The sequence below is a fragment of the Actinomycetota bacterium genome, from assembly GCA_030018275.1.
Classification (GTDB): domain Bacteria; phylum Actinomycetota; class Aquicultoria; order Subteraquimicrobiales; family Subteraquimicrobiaceae; genus Subteraquimicrobium.
Window position 1 is genome coordinate 57,154 of the sequence record JASEGB010000003.1, and the last position, 15,456, is coordinate 72,609.

A 15,456-nucleotide genomic window follows, 5' to 3' on the forward strand; every position below is an offset into this window, starting at 1 on the left:
CTGTGTTATACGCCGTGCCGTATACCATATCTTCATAACTATTCTTCCCCCGATATCTTTGAGATTCTATCAAATTCTTCTCTTAGTTTTTTATACGCTTCATCTAATTCTTCTGCTTTACCTTCCAAATTTTTAAAGTGAGTCCTATAAAAAACTCGCCATATTTCATCGATCTCGCCAAATCGTTGTGAAAGCCTAACGAGATTTTTCCTCACTTTTTCTGCATCTTCGGAAAGTTTCTTTGCATAAGCACCCGCCTTTATAAGTTCGATTTTATGTGAAAGGGTCAGTGGCGATACTACTTGGACTCCATTTTTTGTATAATCTCGTAGCATTTCGAATGCTTCATTTACTAAGAAATAGTAAACTCCTTCAGAAGGAATATAAGCAAAAGCAAACTCAGCGGATCCCTTTTCTGGACAAACGTAATCATCGGCAATCTTATTGAGGTGACCTTGGACATCTCTAAGGAATCGTTTTTTGAATTCTTCTCTTTCGTTGGTTTCTTCTATATTTAACATCTTTCCAAAATTATCCAAAGGAAACTTAGAGTCTATGCAAATAATCCCCACCGTTGATCTTATGTTCGCATCTGGAGTCTTTCCATCAAGAGTTCTCTCTCTAATACCATACATATCTTTTGGAAGTTGGTCTGAAAGTATCGTCTCCAGAGAGAGCTCTCCAAAAGATGCCCTTTCTGTTGGTACTCGAAGCATCTGTTCAAAAGATTTGTAACTGTCTCTAATATCCTTAGCATGGCTTTCCACTGCACCTATTTTTTCATCTAATCCCAGCTTTATCCAACTTCTTGATACAGCAGTTTCAATATCCTTCGGCTCAACTCTTTTACTTCGTAAAATCAAGAATATCAATGCAAACAGAAGCACAACGATAATTATAAGCAAGATTTCCATTATCATATCACCTACGTTATTATTTTAAGCATGGCGTATAACCTTTTGGGGATAAAAGAAGTTGCCAAAGGCATTTGGGCGAAGCGTAGCGAAGCCTTTTATCCGCTGTTAGGCGACCCGAAGGGCGAGCCACGATAGTGGCGAAGCGTATCCCGCAGCCACCCCTACATCTCTCTCACCATTGTTATCCCGCAGCAATTTCTTTTAATCTTCTTTCAAGCATTTTTATTGCTTTATCTTCAATTTGGTTGGATTTGTCTCTTTTGTCGTATGCTTCAAAAACAAAATTGCCGATTTTATCTCGTATGTCTTTTGGCGGTACTATGATATTTATGTCTTCTAAAAGACTTGTATCTCGCTCTCCAATTTCATCTACCACAGCTCCATAGATTTTTCCCTTAATTTGATATTCCCCATAAGGAGAACTTAAGAAGGCTGCAATATACCCAGAATGTATTTCTGGTTTTATTATAATCCTCAACACATGTTCACTTGCTGCCCAATCTTCCCAACCACTTCTTACAACTCCTATTCTTCCAACCGTGCCAGAACGAGTCATTAGAACCCAATCTTTTTTTATCAATATATTTTTGAGATTTCTAGTTCCACTCCAAAGATATTTAACATCCATGGGTTTTATCTGTGGAATGTGAGAACCTTGTAAGAATGCGACACCTGAACTCGGGTCATCAACATAAGGGCGTTTAAAGCGGGTTGGGATGAATATTTTATCTATCACTTCCCTAAATTTCATATCTTCAAATTCTGATTTTGAGAGGTTTTCTTCGATTTGTTGTAAAATCGGTATATGAGACGATGCATCCAACCGCAAATTTAAATCACTTGCCTTAAGTTCAAAGCTTTTAACAATTTTCCCCTTATCTCCTTCAAAATACTCAACATTATCTTCATCTATTTTAGGCAAGCCCAATTCTGAATATATCATCTCTTCGGCTTTCAAAAGAAGTTCCTGGGCTTCTTCCCTTAATCGGTGGGCTTTTAAAATTTTTTGGTTTATCTCTTCTTCTAATCCAGGGATGCGAGGGACTGGTATATCGTAAAGATGATGTGGCAAAATGTGGTCAACCGTAATACCAAATTTAGGAGATTTAATAAGTGCTGAGCCAATCCAAGTTGATAAGAAAGCGTATAGATAACCTCTTATTTTTTCATCAGTGATTACTCTTATCGGATTCGGAGAAATGATAAACTGCTCCAAATATTTTGTTGCTATTGTTACTCTTCCAATAGTGCCTGACTGAGAGATGAGCAAATAGCCATTTTTAACCCGCCATTTGTCAGGTTCTGTTAGCTTTCTTATGTCAACTTTTTTCCTTGCCTTAGGCAAAAAGAATTCTACCTCGGATTGCGTCAAATATGGCTCACCATAATCTGAAAATGGAATGGTTATTTTTAAAGCAGGCATGTAAATGTTTTCAACACCAACTAAACCTGAAAGTTTTACAATTTCAGTTTTTTGCGACGCTTTTTCTAAAATTAGTCGTGCAGCAATCACATCTTGAGAGTAAAAGGAGGCATTTAATCTAAACTCTCCTTCAGCTACCCAGTGGCTTGGCACCTCAACTGTTTGGATTACTGCATCCATCATACCATTCCCTTCCTTCTAATCCATTCTTTAAACATCTCAGCCACCAGGGGAATATGGTCATCAATTGCAGGTTGTCCGTTTGCAGCCAATTCTATTTCTCCTTCTGGCGTGGTCTTGAATACCGGATTTCCCCTTCGGTCATGTCCCACTTTCTCTGGTATTGCCATGAAAATATCGTAATCCTCTTTTAGTTTTTCTTGTTCTGATGTCTTCTTTTTTAAGATGAGAATGCTTGTCTGTGTCCCCGTATGTGGCTCAAAAGTTTCTACTGGCAAATCAACACTTGCTATTATGTAAGTCTTTTTTAGAATCCACTCTCTGATCCATATTAATCCAGGATTACTCAAGATGCTGTCAGGAAGAACAATACCCAAAATACCGCCGGGTTTTAGAAAATCTAAACATCGCTCAATAAATAATTGTTCTGGTGGAAGTGCAGTCCTTGGAGAACCTACCTTGAAAGTGGTTAACTCAAATTGGCTTAATATATCGGGATTGTCTATTACTGCTTTCGTTCCAAACGGCGGATTGGTTACAACTATATCAAACTCTTCTAAATGCACTTTTCTTTTAGCTTCATCATTCCAATTTGATAATTTTTCAAGAGAGTTAGCATGTACAATATTTGAAGAACCATCACCATGCATAACCATGTTCATTTGAGAGACTTTTACCAAGAACGGGTTAAACTCTATACCATAAAAGTTGGTGTTTACCACATCTCGAACTAAATCTCTTAATTGGTCGTATCTAAATCCTCGCTTTAAGAACATCTGTTTTATCTTTTGTACGCCTGCTATTAAAAATCCACCTGTCCCAACAGCTGGATCAAGGATTTTTAACGCTCCTGGACTTGTTAATTTCTCCTCAGGAAATAGTGAAAAGAGCATTTCTATTGCCATACTACAAACATTTCTTGCAGTGAAAAACTCCCCTCTATCTCCCCTCAAATTAGGACCTACTACTTCCTCGTAAGCTTCACCCTTTACATCTGTCTCAGTATCTACAAAGCTAAATCTCTGTAACTCTGAAACAATATAACTAAGCACCGAGTCATTTAGTTCAAGTGTCTCGTTCCCTTTAAAAATATATTTGTATCTTTCTTGCACCTTTTGAAAAACCTTTGTTAATCTATTTCTGACTTTTGAGATGTCTTCACCGGGCAAGATGTAGAATTGTAATGTTGGGTCGTATTGTTCATCATAAACCTTTATAAAAATCAATTTTTGGAGTTCTTCAAAAGCCTTATCTTTCTGAAAACCTTGATTAACATATATGTAATTATGAACACGTTTGAACACTTGTTTTAGGTTTACAGCAGGAACAAGTCGCCCACTTGTAGGTTTAGGGATAGTAGTTTCTCTTCTTTTAGGTACATCTGGGATCCGAGTTAAAACTCGTTTTCCCCTCTCCTCTACAACCGTAAACGCTAATCTTTCATTACCTACCCAGAGGGCAAATGCACTATTAGGAGATGCCGCAACATAGCTTCCAAGCTGCCCGACTCCTTCTTTTCTGTCTGATGGCTTAACATCTTCGGTTTTTACTTCAGCAATTATGTAGATATTTTCTTGCGTATGTTCTCCATCTTCAGAAAAAATAACAATGTCTGCCCGCTTTTTCGCCCTTCCCATTTTTATAGGGAACTCAACATCAATATCACTTTTGTTATAGCCATACTCCTCAACAAGACTTCTGACTACATCTTGCCTTATTCTTTCCTCGGATGTATCTTTTCTTAGTTTCCCAGTAATGAAACACTTTATTTTTCCTGGTGGTATTACTTCTTCAGGCATATTCTTACCTCCTTTTAAGGCTGCGGGATATGTCGCCTAACTTAATATATACGAAATTCGCTTTATGTTCCCAAACTTTAGTATATACGAACTTCGTGTTATTCCCCAATATTGGTTATGCGCTTCAAATGATAATTCTTGCTATTACCTTCCCCTCAAGATTATATCTAAATGGACTTTTAATCTTTCCTAAATCTAGTAAACCAGTGGTATCAACCGCCATTTCGTTTTCCTCGTGTAGGTCTGGTATTCCTCGCCAAACTCAGTAACCAGCATTTTTTCTTCGTGTTGAATGCGCCATAGAGAAATGGCACCGGGGAATCGGTCCGACAAAATGGGCATATTCCCATGGCGGCATAAAGGTAAGGAGGGGCACGGTCACAAGCCCGAAGGCTATAACCATCACGCGTTGACTCCGGTCATAGGCCGACGGTGTACCGATTTGCCGCCCCAGTGCAGTCACCAGCCACCATACTACCCACAAAACCAGGTAAGCCACTTCCACTGGTCGGTGGAGGAAGGTTATTCCCCCGCCAGCCACGATAATAATCACACAGGAAGCCGCTATGAAGATAAATCGTCCGATAAGCATCTTGGTCACTTTCAAGCTTCCGACAAATAGGTTAATCAAACTCACTTTGATTGGGAGTGATATCTCCTTTAATCATCATTCTATTGAAGATCCATTTTACCAGTATTGGGGAGCTTAACGAGGTAACTACCGACATCACCACCACTGCGTTAAAAATGCCCACCGGAATGATTCCCATTTCTCTCCCCACGACGGTTGCTGTTAAGGTGACCGCCAGTTGAGGTAAGGTCATGAAGCCCAGTGCAAGCGAGCGATGGATTCCGTAGTTAAAAGTTCTTCCACTTAGCAAACCTGCTGCAATTTTTGCTAGGATTAGTCCCAAAACGATGGACGATGTTGTGACCAGAGACTGGGCTTTGCTTATCAGGATGGTTAAATTTGCATTCATCCCCACCACTATTAGAAATATGGGTATGAAAAATCCCCGTCCAAAGAAGTACACTTCCCTAAGGGCTGGTCATCGGCATGATACTTTAAACCTGCGGATAATGCTATTCCGGCTAGAAAGGCTCCAACTGCGGCATGAATCTTGATTATCTCGGCCAAAACTGCTGTGATTAGTAAAATCAAGATGATGAAGTGAAAATCCGAACGTTTGGCGCGATCAAGTTCAAAGAACTTCTTAGCTAATCGAGGTACTCCTCCCAAGATAACCAGCACAAAAATGACGAATAAAATCCCCAATTGAATGAATTCAGGGCCTACCGCCCTCCCAGCTTTTGCTGCTACTATGAGTGCCAATATAAGCAGCGCAGCAGTATCTGTTAATACTGTTCCCAGGAAAGCTATGGAAACAACTTCCTCGTTCATCAGTCCACGGTCCTTTAATAAGGGATACGTGATGATGGTGTGAGAGGATAAGATTGAACCAAGAATGATGCTACCCAAGAGGTCTAAGTGAAAGTACCTTCCGATCGAAAATCCTACGATGAACGGAATCGTGAATGTGAATATCCCAAAAGTTACTGCCCTTAAGCCGATTTTTCTGATACGTTCTGTTGGGATATCCAATCCGGCCAGAAATAGCATGTATATGAGCCCGATTGAGGCTAAGGCTTGTACGCTCTCACCCAAAGGGAGGATTCTAAAACCATGGGGTCCGACCAGTATCCCCGCAATCATGAAGGCTGTTTCCAGTGGGATTCTCGTCCGATTAAGTACACTGGAGACGATCAAAATGATGGTGATTAGAACCATAAACACGAAGAATATGCTCCACCGTTACTTCACCTTTTGTTGAAGTCTTGTCTAATTTTAGAATAGAAATTTCGGAATTAGAATAAAAATTTCTTGACAGTTATTTGAGCAAGTGTATACTTCTAAATATATACTATGGGAGAATTATAGGAGATGGGTTTGATGGAGGTAAAGGCAAAAGAGCTCAGAACACGGACTTCTTCTATTATAAAAGCTGTTAAAAGCGGTGAAGAGGTTACGATAACCTATCGCGGCAAACGGGTTGGGGTAATTAAACCTCTTTTAGGCAAGAGGAAAACCTTTAATCCAGTTGGCTTTGGTCTTTGGTTAGGACGGGAAGATTTAAAAGACGTCGAGACATGGATCCGAGAAAAGAGAGCAGCTCGATACGGAAAGTAATATTCGATACAGACATTCTCATTTGGTATTTTCAGGGGGACGAGAGCGCCAAAGCTTTTTTGGCTAATTTTCCATTTCGGTCAAGGACGGTTTCTTCTCTAACTCTGATGGAATTAATTCAAGGTGCACTTAGCAAGGCTGAGCTGAGAACCATCAAAAAATTCATTGAAGAAAATTTTAGCGAGGTTTTTCACCCAAATGAGGCAGTTTCAAGGCGAGCAATTATTTTGCTGGAGAGATATGCTTTATCCCATGGTTTAACCACAGTGGACGCTCTTCTTGCAGCAACTGTCCTTGTTTTCAAAAGCAAGCTTGCGACAGCCAACGCAAAGCACTTTCGTTTCATAAAGGGGTTAGAGGTTATTCCTTTCGTGCCAGCTTCTTTTGGCTAACTTCCTCTCTAGCACTTAATGCGCTCAAGCAGCTAATAGCGCTCCTCTTGAGGATTAGCATTTTGTGTCCGAAAATAATTCTCATTTTCTCCCCAAAATCTTGTTAGCGAACAAGTGTTCTGATATATTAAAAGATACATGATTGCAAAGGTTTGAAATTTAACCTGTATTATTGACAAGATGGGTTAACACCATGGTCGGGGTGAAGTGCTCCGAAAACACCCCGAAGAACGCTGTCGCGTCTACGGGGCAGGCGCAGTTAAGGCCGTTTACCCCATTGGCGAGTGAAACGAGTCCTTCGGGGTCGCTCGGTCTCGCCTCGCTACAGAAGTGTGAATCTGTTCAGAAGTTTTCATAGGCGAGGCTCCGACACTTTCTTAAGCACTTACCCCCTTAAATGTATGTGTAAACCAAACTCGCTAATAGTCCATTTAACCTCATAGGAGTGGAACTATGTCAGTGAATTTTGTTCATCTTCACACCCATTCTGAATTTTCCCTCCTTGATGGAGCTGCCCGGATAGAGGACTTAGTTCTCAGGGCTAAGGAATTGGGAATGCCCGCGCTCGCCCTTACCGATCACGGAGTCATGTATGGGGTCATCGATTTCTATGAGGCCGCCAATAAGCATGGTATAAAGCCCATCATTGGCTGTGAGGTTTACGTCGCACCCCGAACCAGGTTTGAGAAATCTCCAAAGAAGGCAGATTCCCCCTATCACCTGGTATTACTGGCTGAGGATAATGAGGGTTATCGGAACCTCATGCACTTAGTAACTCATGGATTTTTTGAGGGTTTCTACTACAAACCTCGTGTGGACAAGGAGTTACTGGAGAAGTATCACCGCGGTCTCATAGCCTTGAGTGGTTGTCTAACCGGTGAGGTAGTAAAACTAATTGAAGCCGGGAAGATTGAGCAGGCCAAGCAAGCGGCTTCGAACTTAAGGGACATATACGGCGATGGAAACTTCTTCCTGGAGATTCAGGACCAGGGACTCGAGGAACAAAGTTCCGTAAATGAGCATCTCATCAGGATATCTTCTGAAACCGGGATTCCCCTGGTTGCCACCAACGATGTTCACTACACCAATCAATTGGATAGTACGGCTCACGATGTACTACTCTGCATCCAGACGGGTTCAACCCTTGAGGAAAAAGATAGATTGAGATTTAGGTCGAATCAATTCTATCTGAAGTCCTCTCAGGAGATGGAGCAGGTATTTCCGGACCTCCCTCAAGTCCTCAAAAATTCCTTGGAGATCGCCGAGCGATGTAATGTAACCATGGAACTCGGTAAGATTTACCTGCCCCATTATGAAGTCCCACCGGGCTATGATCTTGATTCCTATCTTGAGAAACTTTGTCTGGAAGGCGTCAAGAAAAGATATTCCAAGGTAACACCATCGATAATGGAACGATTAAAGCATGAATTGGAGGTGATAAAGAGGACCGGTTTTTCCGGCTATTTCCTAGTGGTCTGGGATTTTGTCAAGTTCGCTAAAGAACATGGAATCAAGGTGGGTCCAGGGCGTGGGAGCGCGGCGGGGAGCATCGTTGCCTATGTTTTAGGGATAACAAATGTCGATCCCTTGAGGTACGGTTTGCTCTTTGAAAGATTTTTGAACCCCGAGAGGGTGAGCATGCCCGATATAGATATAGACTTCTGCTACGAGCGTCGAGACGAGGTCATCGAATACGTAGCCGAGAAATATGGTCGGGATAAGGTGGCTCAAATCATCACCTTTGGAACGATGGCTGCGAGGGCGGCGACGAGAGATGCTGGGAGAGTATTTGGCATTCCCTACGGGAAAGTGGATAAAATTGCCAAACTCATCCCCGATAGTCCCAGCACCACCATCGAAGAGGCTTTACGAAACGTCCCCGAATTACGCCAAGAATGTGAGAGTGATGAAACCACTAGGCGCATCATAGACACCGCCAGGACATTGGAGGGATTGGCCAGGCAGGATTCCATCCATGCGGCCGGAGTCGTTATTTCTCGAGATGAGCTCACCAACTACACTCCCTTGCAAAGAAAAGGTACCCCTGAAACGATTACCCAATATCATATGGATGCCATCAAGAGGATCGGTCTTTTGAAGATGGATTTTCTGGGGCTTCGCACCCTTTCGGTCATCGATAATGCGGTAAAGATAATCAAGAGAACCACAGGCAATGATTTGGACATAGATGATGTCTCCCTTGAGGATTCAAAAACCCTCGAGATGCTTCGAAGAGGCGAAAGTATAGGGGTATTCCAGCTTGAAAGCACTGGAATGCGCTCACTCCTAAAGGATTTACAACCCACGACCTTTGAAGATATTATAAATATTTTAGCCCTTTATCGCCCTGGTCCTTTGGGCAGCAATATGGTTCAGGATTTCGTCGACCGAAAGCATGATCGCAAGCCCATTTCTTACGTCCATCCCTCCCTTGAGTCCATATTGAAGGATACTTATGGAATCATCGTCTATCAGGAGCAGGTTATGAGGATAGCCTCCGAGTTGGCCGGATTCAGCATGGCCGAAGCCGATATTTTGCGGGCGGCGATGAGCAAGAAGAAACCCCATGTTCTGGCGGAGCAAAGAGAAAAATTTGTTAAAGGAGCAAAGTCCAGGGGAATAGATGCCGAAACGGCACAGAAAATCTTCGATCTGATGGCCTATTTCGCTGGCTATGGCTTCAATCGTGCACATTCAGCCGCTTATGCAGTTATTTCTTATCAAACTGCTTATCTTAAAGCGAACTATCCCGTGGAATATATGGCCGCTCTTCTCACATCCGTGATGGGAAATAAGGACAAGGTGGCCCAGTACGTAAATGAATGTCGACGTTTGGGGATAAAGGTCTTACCTCCGGATGTGAATGAGAGTTTCAAGAGTTTTACGGTGATCGGGGAAACCCGCCTGCCGCAGCGAGGTACGATCGGGCAGGCCATTAGATTTGGACTTTCGGCAGTTCGCAATGTGGGCAGTAGCGTCATCGATTCAATTATCCAGGCAAGGGAGAAGGGAGGCTCCTTCAAATCCATTTACGATTTCTGTGAAAGAGTTGATTTGACCGTGATCAATAAAAGAGCCTTGGAGAGTTTAATCAAGGGTGGAGCCTTCGATTCCTGTGGAGATACTCGAAAACATCTTTTAAGCATTTACGAACGGGCTATGGAGGCAGGATTGCGCAAGCGAAGGGATAGGGAGGTAGGACAATTCACCTTTTTCGATCTTCATCAAGACGAGTTCCGCGAGACCTCTGAACAACGCGCTGAAGATGAATTTTCCAAGGAAGAATTGCTCGCCCACGAAAAGGAGATGCTCGGTCTGTACGTGAGCGATCATCCCTTGTTGGGGGTAGAAAAATTACTTCGGAATCGCACCACAACCTCCATTGGTGAACTGCGGGAGCAGGGGGAAGGGGGTTCCGTTCGCATTGGCGGTATCATCACTCGCATAAGCCGCATTACCACCAGGAGAGGTGAAATAATGGCCTTTTTGACCTTAGAGGATCTGGAGGGTTCCGTTGAGGTTGTTCTTTTCCCCACGGTTTATCAAAAGCACAGAGAATTGCTGAAGGAGGATAGGATAATCGAGGTCAAAGGGCGAGTCGATGTCAAAGAGGAAGATATCAAAGTCATAGGTCAAGAGGTTGAGATGTTAAATAATAACAGCAACCGCAGCAGCAAGAGCCCTTTTCCTTTATGTATCAAGTTGCCTCTGAAAAGCTTCAATAGGAAGCTCATTGACCAAATCAAAGAGATTTTAGAGACCCATCCCGGTTCCTCCCCAGTATACCTCCAACTTACCGAAGAAAATAAGACGACCACTTTTCGATTGGGTGTCAAATATCGCGTGAAAACTCAAAGTAGCTTATTTGCTGAACTAAAGGAGCTCCTCGGGGAGGACAGCGTTTTTATTGACAATGGTCGCAACCAGCACATATAATTAATCCAAGTTGGAAGTTGCGGGGGGCTCTTTGGCAAGTTTAAAATCCCCGTAGCACGGGGGCTTGTTTGCCCACATGAGTGCCCCCGCAATACTTTGGTTATTAAACTCCTTAGTTTGGCAAATTTCAATTCCAGATAAGTGGTTTTATCTGCATAAATACTCTCTTCCGTAGCAAATGTAAAATGCAAAACTAAAAATGTAAAATGACAAAGAAAAATTTAAAATGACTGTGCAAACTTAAATTTTGCCAAGGTACAGGAAGATATTCCAATTGAGGGGTTCAGTGATGATGCCAATCATTAAAATCGAGAAATTCGATGAGACCAAGGTCGAGGAATTTCTGGCACGCCCTGTATTGGAAGACGAGGCTGCTCTAAAGGCGGTGCGGCAAATACTTGAGGATGTACGAAGAGAAGGGGATCGAGCTCTACTCAAATATACGAAGGAGTTTGATGGAGCCGATTTGACAGAAATGGGATTGGCGGTAAGAAAAGAAGAGATTCATGAGGCTTACTCGAGCGTGGGTGAGGAGTTTGTCGCTGCGATTAGGTTTGCCAAAGAGCGCATTCTCGGTTTCCATGAGAAACAGAAGACGAGTTCGTGGTTTACAACTGAGAAAGAGGGCATCTGGCTTGGGCAGTTGATTCGTCCAATTACCAGAGTTGGAATTTACATTCCCGGCGGTTTAGCTTCCTATCCCTCCACGGTGCTCATGAATGCCATTCCCGCCAGCGTGGCTGGGGTGAAGGAAATTGCCATGTGCGTTCCACCGAGATCCGATGGCAAGATGAACCCTTTCACCCTAGTAGCAGCGGAGGAAACGGGCGTAGATGAAATTTACAAACTGGGAGGAGCTCAAGCTATAGCAGCTTTAGCTTATGGAACGGAAACTGTAAAGAAGGTGGATAAGATCACAGGTCCGGGAAACATCTATGTGAACCTGGCTAAAAAACTCGTTGTGGGTCATGTTGGCATCGATATGTTGGCGGGTCCAAGCGAGGTGTTAATTCTCGCCGATGAAAAGGCTGATCCGAGGTTTATAGCCGCTGATATGCTTGGTCAGGCAGAGCACGCACCGGATGCCACCGCTTTACTCATCACCACCTCCCTTAAGCTTGCTGAGAGGGTTAATTCGGCTGTTCATGAACAACTTTCTGGCTTGAAGCGGCGGGAGGTTGCCGAGGAATCCATAAAGAATCGAGGGAGAGTGTTTGTCGTCTCGGATATAGAGATGGGAATAAAATTGGCCAACGCCATTGCCCCCGAACACCTGGAGTTAATGGTTGAAGAGCCCTTAAAATTTTTAAATGATATCGAGAACGCCGGAGCCATTTTTCTCGGTCCCTATTCCACCGAGGCGCTGGGTGATTATATGGCTGGGCCGAACCATGTCCTTCCCACTGGAGGAAGTGCCCGGTTTTCCTCGCCCTTGGGCGTGGATGACTTCGCCAAGAAATCGAGCGTGCTCATCTTCACAAAGAGTGGGTTGGAAAAGCTCGCGAAGGCCGTCACCGTTCTAGCTCAGGCCGAGGGACTGGAAGGCCATGCAAAGTCCGTGAAGATAAGAGTCGAGGGCAGCGAATAGATGCCATTCTCCCACAAATTCGTGGAGGTTCAACCGCATCTTCTTGTGCGAAAAGAGATGATGGGCATCTTACCTCTAATTGATGGTTTGGTGCTGGACATAGACGGAGTAATCCTCGATGTATCCCGATCCTTCAGAGTCGCCATAAGCAAGACCACTCAATATTATTTTTCAAAAATACTCAATTGGGGGGGCAGTTCCACGCTGATTAGACCTAAGGAGACTCAACTTTTTAAACTCGCAGGAGGATTTAACAATGATTGGGAGTTAACCTATGGAGTCGTTCTCTTTTATCTGGGAAAATCCCAGAAATTTTCGAGCCAAAATTTGGATTTTTTAAGATCGGAGGGCGAATCCCTGGAGGAATTTACGGAGAAGGTTCGAGATTTAGGTGGAGGGCTCAAAACGTTAGAAAAGTTGATATTTAGCTCTCTACCCCAGGGACAGCAACGCAAGGTCACCGAACTCTGGCGAAAGGACGTGATAAAAAGGGTTTTTCAAGAGTATTACGGAGGGGTGGATTATTGTCAAAGGTTATACGGTTTTAATCCGACCCTCGTTAAACAAAAAGGATTGCTCAATGAAGAGAGGGTTCTTATGGATAGAGAGAAAATAAAATTCTTTTACCCCAAAGTTGCCGTGATCACAGGAAGGACGGGAAAGGAAACGGTAGTAGCCTTGGAGAGAGCCAATTTAGCCGATCTTATTCCATCTCACCTGGTTTTATCCGATGATGGCGGTGTCCTTAAAAAGCCAAATTCCGAGGTTCTTCTAAGCTTAGGGATCAAAATGCAAACTCGGGTGGGAATATATATGGGTGACACATGGGATGACCTGCAAACGGTCCGTAATTTCGGGAAAATCCACACGCAAATGAGATTCCTTTCCTGCATCATTTCTCGCAAGCGATCTGAAGCACCCATTTACATTGAAGGTGGAGTGGATATCCTAGCCAGGAATCCCAATGGTGTATTATCATTTATTATAAAATCAAAGGAGATGGAGGAGGAAAGTGGAGCGAACTAGCACGGTAAAAAGGGAGACCAAAGAGACTTCAATCAACATTTCCTTGGATATCGATGGGAAGGGTTTGTCCAAAATCGATACCGGTATACCCTTCCTCGACCACATGCTTGAGCTATTTGCTAAGCATGGTCTATTCGATTTGACCATCGAAGCGAGGGGAAATTTACACATCGATGCACACCACACCATAGAAGATGTGGGCATTTGCTTGGGTCAAGCATTTCGGCAGTGTTTGGGGGATAAAAAGGGGATAAGAAGATTTGGTTTTAGCATCGTTCCCATGGACGAAGCTCTTGTTCTGACCTCTTTGGATATAAGTGGGCGCTCCCGTCTTTTCTACGATGTGGAGCTCCCCATGGAAGCCATCGGGAATTTCGATGTGAGCCTGATTCATGAATTCTTTCATGCCTTTGTGAACCACTCTGCCATCACCCTCCATATCAAGGTTTTATTTGGTAAGAACACCCATCATATCATTGAGGCAATATTCAAGAGCTTGGGCACAGCTTTGGATATGGCTACAGCGATCGACCCCAGGAGAATGGAGGAAGTACCCTCCACCAAGGGCCAACTCTAATCCTGTTGGCTGTTGGCCAATTTGCTGGTTAGCTAAAAAATTAAACCTAGCCAATTAACAAACCAGCAAACCAGTTTAAGGGTGAATGGAATTGATAGTGATAGTGGATTATGGAATGGGGAATTTAAGGAGTGTGCAAAAGGGTTTTGAAAAAGTTGGGTACGAAGCCTTTATAATCTCCGATCCGGAGGTGATTCGCAAATCTTCTGGTGTGGTGCTTCCCGGAGTAGGAGCCTTCGCTGATGCCATGCACAATTTACGGGCTTCTGGATTAGGTGATGCTGTTTTGGAAATTCTCTCTCAAAGTAAGCCCTTTTTGGGTATTTGTTTGGGACTACAACTCCTCTTTACTGAGAGTGAGGAGGATGGCTTGCACAAGGGTCTTGGTATAATAAAGGGTCGAGTTTTGCGTCTTCCACCGGAAGTTAAAGTTCCGCATATGGGGTGGAATCGGATAAAAAAGGTGTGCGAAGCGCCTATCCTTCAAGGTATCTCCGATGGTTCTTATTTCTATTTCGTCCATTCCTACTATGTGGATCCAAAAGACAGCGATATCGTCTGCACCACTACTGAATATGGTATCGAGTTCACTTCCAGCATCTGGAAGGATAATATTTTTGCAGTTCAATTTCACCCGGAGAAAAGCAGCAAGTTGGGATTAAAAATATTAAAGAATTTTGGAGGTATGGTTTATGCTCATCTATCCCGCAGTTGATATCCTGGGCGGAAAATGTGTACGCCTTTTTCAGGGAAGATTTGAAACCGTGAAGGTTTATTCCGAAGATCCTGCGGAGATGGCGAAGAGGTGGGAGGATGAAGGCGCTCAATTCTTGCATGTCGTGGATCTTAACGGTGCTGCCTCTGGTAAATCTCAAAATTTACCGGCCATCGAAAAAATCATCAAATCTGTGGGTATTCCCATCCAAGTTGGTGGAGGAATAAGAGATATTAAAACTGTGGAAAAGATATTGGATTTGGGAGTTCGAAGAGCTGTCTTGGGAACCGCGGTTATAAATGCTCCAGAGTTTGTTGCCGAAGCATGCCTGAAATTTGGACCTAAAATCGTAGCCGCCATCGATGCCCGAAGTGGGAAGGTAGCCATAAGCGGCTGGAGAGAGAGTACGGAATATGATGCATGGGAGGTCGCTCGGGAGTTGAAGATGCTTGGCATTTCGCGTTTAATTTACACGGATATCCTCTCCGATGGAACACAGCGTGGGATCAATTTTGACGCTGTGCGAGACATGGTTCAAACGATTGACATCTCTCTGATCGTTTCCGGGGGAGTATCCAGTTTGGAAGATATCATAAATCTCAAAAGGTTGGAGCCTTTAGGAGTGGAGGGCGTCATCGTTGGTACAGCCCTATATGAGGGAACATTTTCTCTTAAAGAAGCGATGGCTGCAGCGGGTTGTGCTACCGGTAGGTGA

The 15,456-nt window shown here is 43.5% G+C and carries 12 protein-coding genes; 7 read left to right on the forward strand and 5 right to left on the reverse strand.

The features are described 5' to 3' along the window. Nucleotides 1-38 precede the first annotated feature (38 nt). The 5 genes from rmuC to QMD66_01895 all read right to left on the reverse strand — a co-directional run bounded on the left by rmuC (nucleotide 39) and on the right by QMD66_01895 (nucleotide 6,108). Complete coding sequence (rmuC, locus tag QMD66_01875) at nucleotides 39-914, reverse strand: DNA recombination protein RmuC (GenBank protein ID MDI6821616.1); 876 nt, start codon at nucleotides 912-914, stop codon at nucleotides 39-41. Between the two features lie 184 nt (nucleotides 915-1,098). Continuing rightward, nucleotides 1,099-2,523 carry a restriction endonuclease subunit S gene (locus QMD66_01880; GenBank protein MDI6821617.1) on the reverse strand — a complete coding sequence of 475 codons (1,425 nt, stop codon included), beginning with the start codon at nucleotides 2,521-2,523 and terminating at the stop codon, nucleotides 1,099-1,101. After that, nucleotides 2,520-4,319, reverse strand: a complete 1,800-nt coding sequence (locus QMD66_01885) for an N-6 DNA methylase (protein ID MDI6821618.1) — start codon at nucleotides 4,317-4,319, stop codon at nucleotides 2,520-2,522. The genes QMD66_01880 and QMD66_01885 overlap by 4 nt, the downstream gene beginning before the upstream one ends. Nucleotides 4,320-4,942: 623 nt before the next feature. Continuing rightward, entirely contained in the window at nucleotides 4,943-5,299 is a 357-nt protein-coding gene (locus QMD66_01890) for a hypothetical protein (GenBank protein MDI6821619.1), read from the reverse strand. Between the two features lie 11 nt (nucleotides 5,300-5,310). Next, nucleotides 5,311-6,108: a cation:proton antiporter gene (locus QMD66_01895; protein MDI6821620.1), complete on the reverse strand. Its 798-nt coding sequence runs from the start codon at nucleotides 6,106-6,108 to the stop codon at nucleotides 5,311-5,313. 162 nt (nucleotides 6,109-6,270) lie between these two features. Between QMD66_01895 and QMD66_01900 the strand changes: the two genes are divergently transcribed. The 7 genes from QMD66_01900 to hisA all read left to right on the forward strand — a co-directional run bounded on the left by QMD66_01900 (nucleotide 6,271) and on the right by hisA (nucleotide 15,456). Further along, on the forward strand, nucleotides 6,271-6,507 hold the full coding sequence (locus tag QMD66_01900) for a type II toxin-antitoxin system prevent-host-death family antitoxin (protein ID MDI6821621.1): 237 nt from the start codon (nucleotides 6,271-6,273) through the stop codon (nucleotides 6,505-6,507). An 845-nt stretch (nucleotides 6,508-7,352) separates the two neighbouring features. Beyond that, a complete protein-coding gene (locus tag QMD66_01905) occupies nucleotides 7,353-10,835 on the forward strand; it encodes a DNA polymerase III subunit alpha (GenBank protein MDI6821622.1) in 3,483 nt (1,160 codons plus the stop codon). 289 nt (nucleotides 10,836-11,124) lie between these two features. After that, entirely contained in the window at nucleotides 11,125-12,423 is a 1,299-nt protein-coding gene (hisD, locus tag QMD66_01910; protein MDI6821623.1) for a histidinol dehydrogenase, read from the forward strand. Beyond that, a complete protein-coding gene (locus tag QMD66_01915) occupies nucleotides 12,424-13,449 on the forward strand; it encodes a hypothetical protein (GenBank protein MDI6821624.1) in 1,026 nt (341 codons plus the stop codon). Beyond that, the gene (gene hisB, locus QMD66_01920; protein ID MDI6821625.1) at nucleotides 13,436-14,026 is read left to right on the forward strand and encodes an imidazoleglycerol-phosphate dehydratase HisB; all 591 of its coding nucleotides are present in this window, start codon (nucleotides 13,436-13,438) and stop codon (nucleotides 14,024-14,026) included. The genes QMD66_01915 and hisB overlap by 14 nt, the downstream gene beginning before the upstream one ends. Nucleotides 14,027-14,117: 91 nt before the next feature. Further along, nucleotides 14,118-14,741, forward strand: coding sequence for an imidazole glycerol phosphate synthase subunit HisH (gene hisH, locus QMD66_01925; GenBank protein MDI6821626.1), 624 nt, complete (start codon nucleotides 14,118-14,120; stop codon nucleotides 14,739-14,741). Continuing rightward, entirely contained in the window at nucleotides 14,719-15,456 is a 738-nt protein-coding gene (gene hisA / locus QMD66_01930) for a 1-(5-phosphoribosyl)-5-[(5-phosphoribosylamino)methylideneamino]imidazole-4-carboxamide isomerase (protein ID MDI6821627.1), read from the forward strand. Before hisH ends, hisA begins: the two co-directional genes overlap by 23 nt.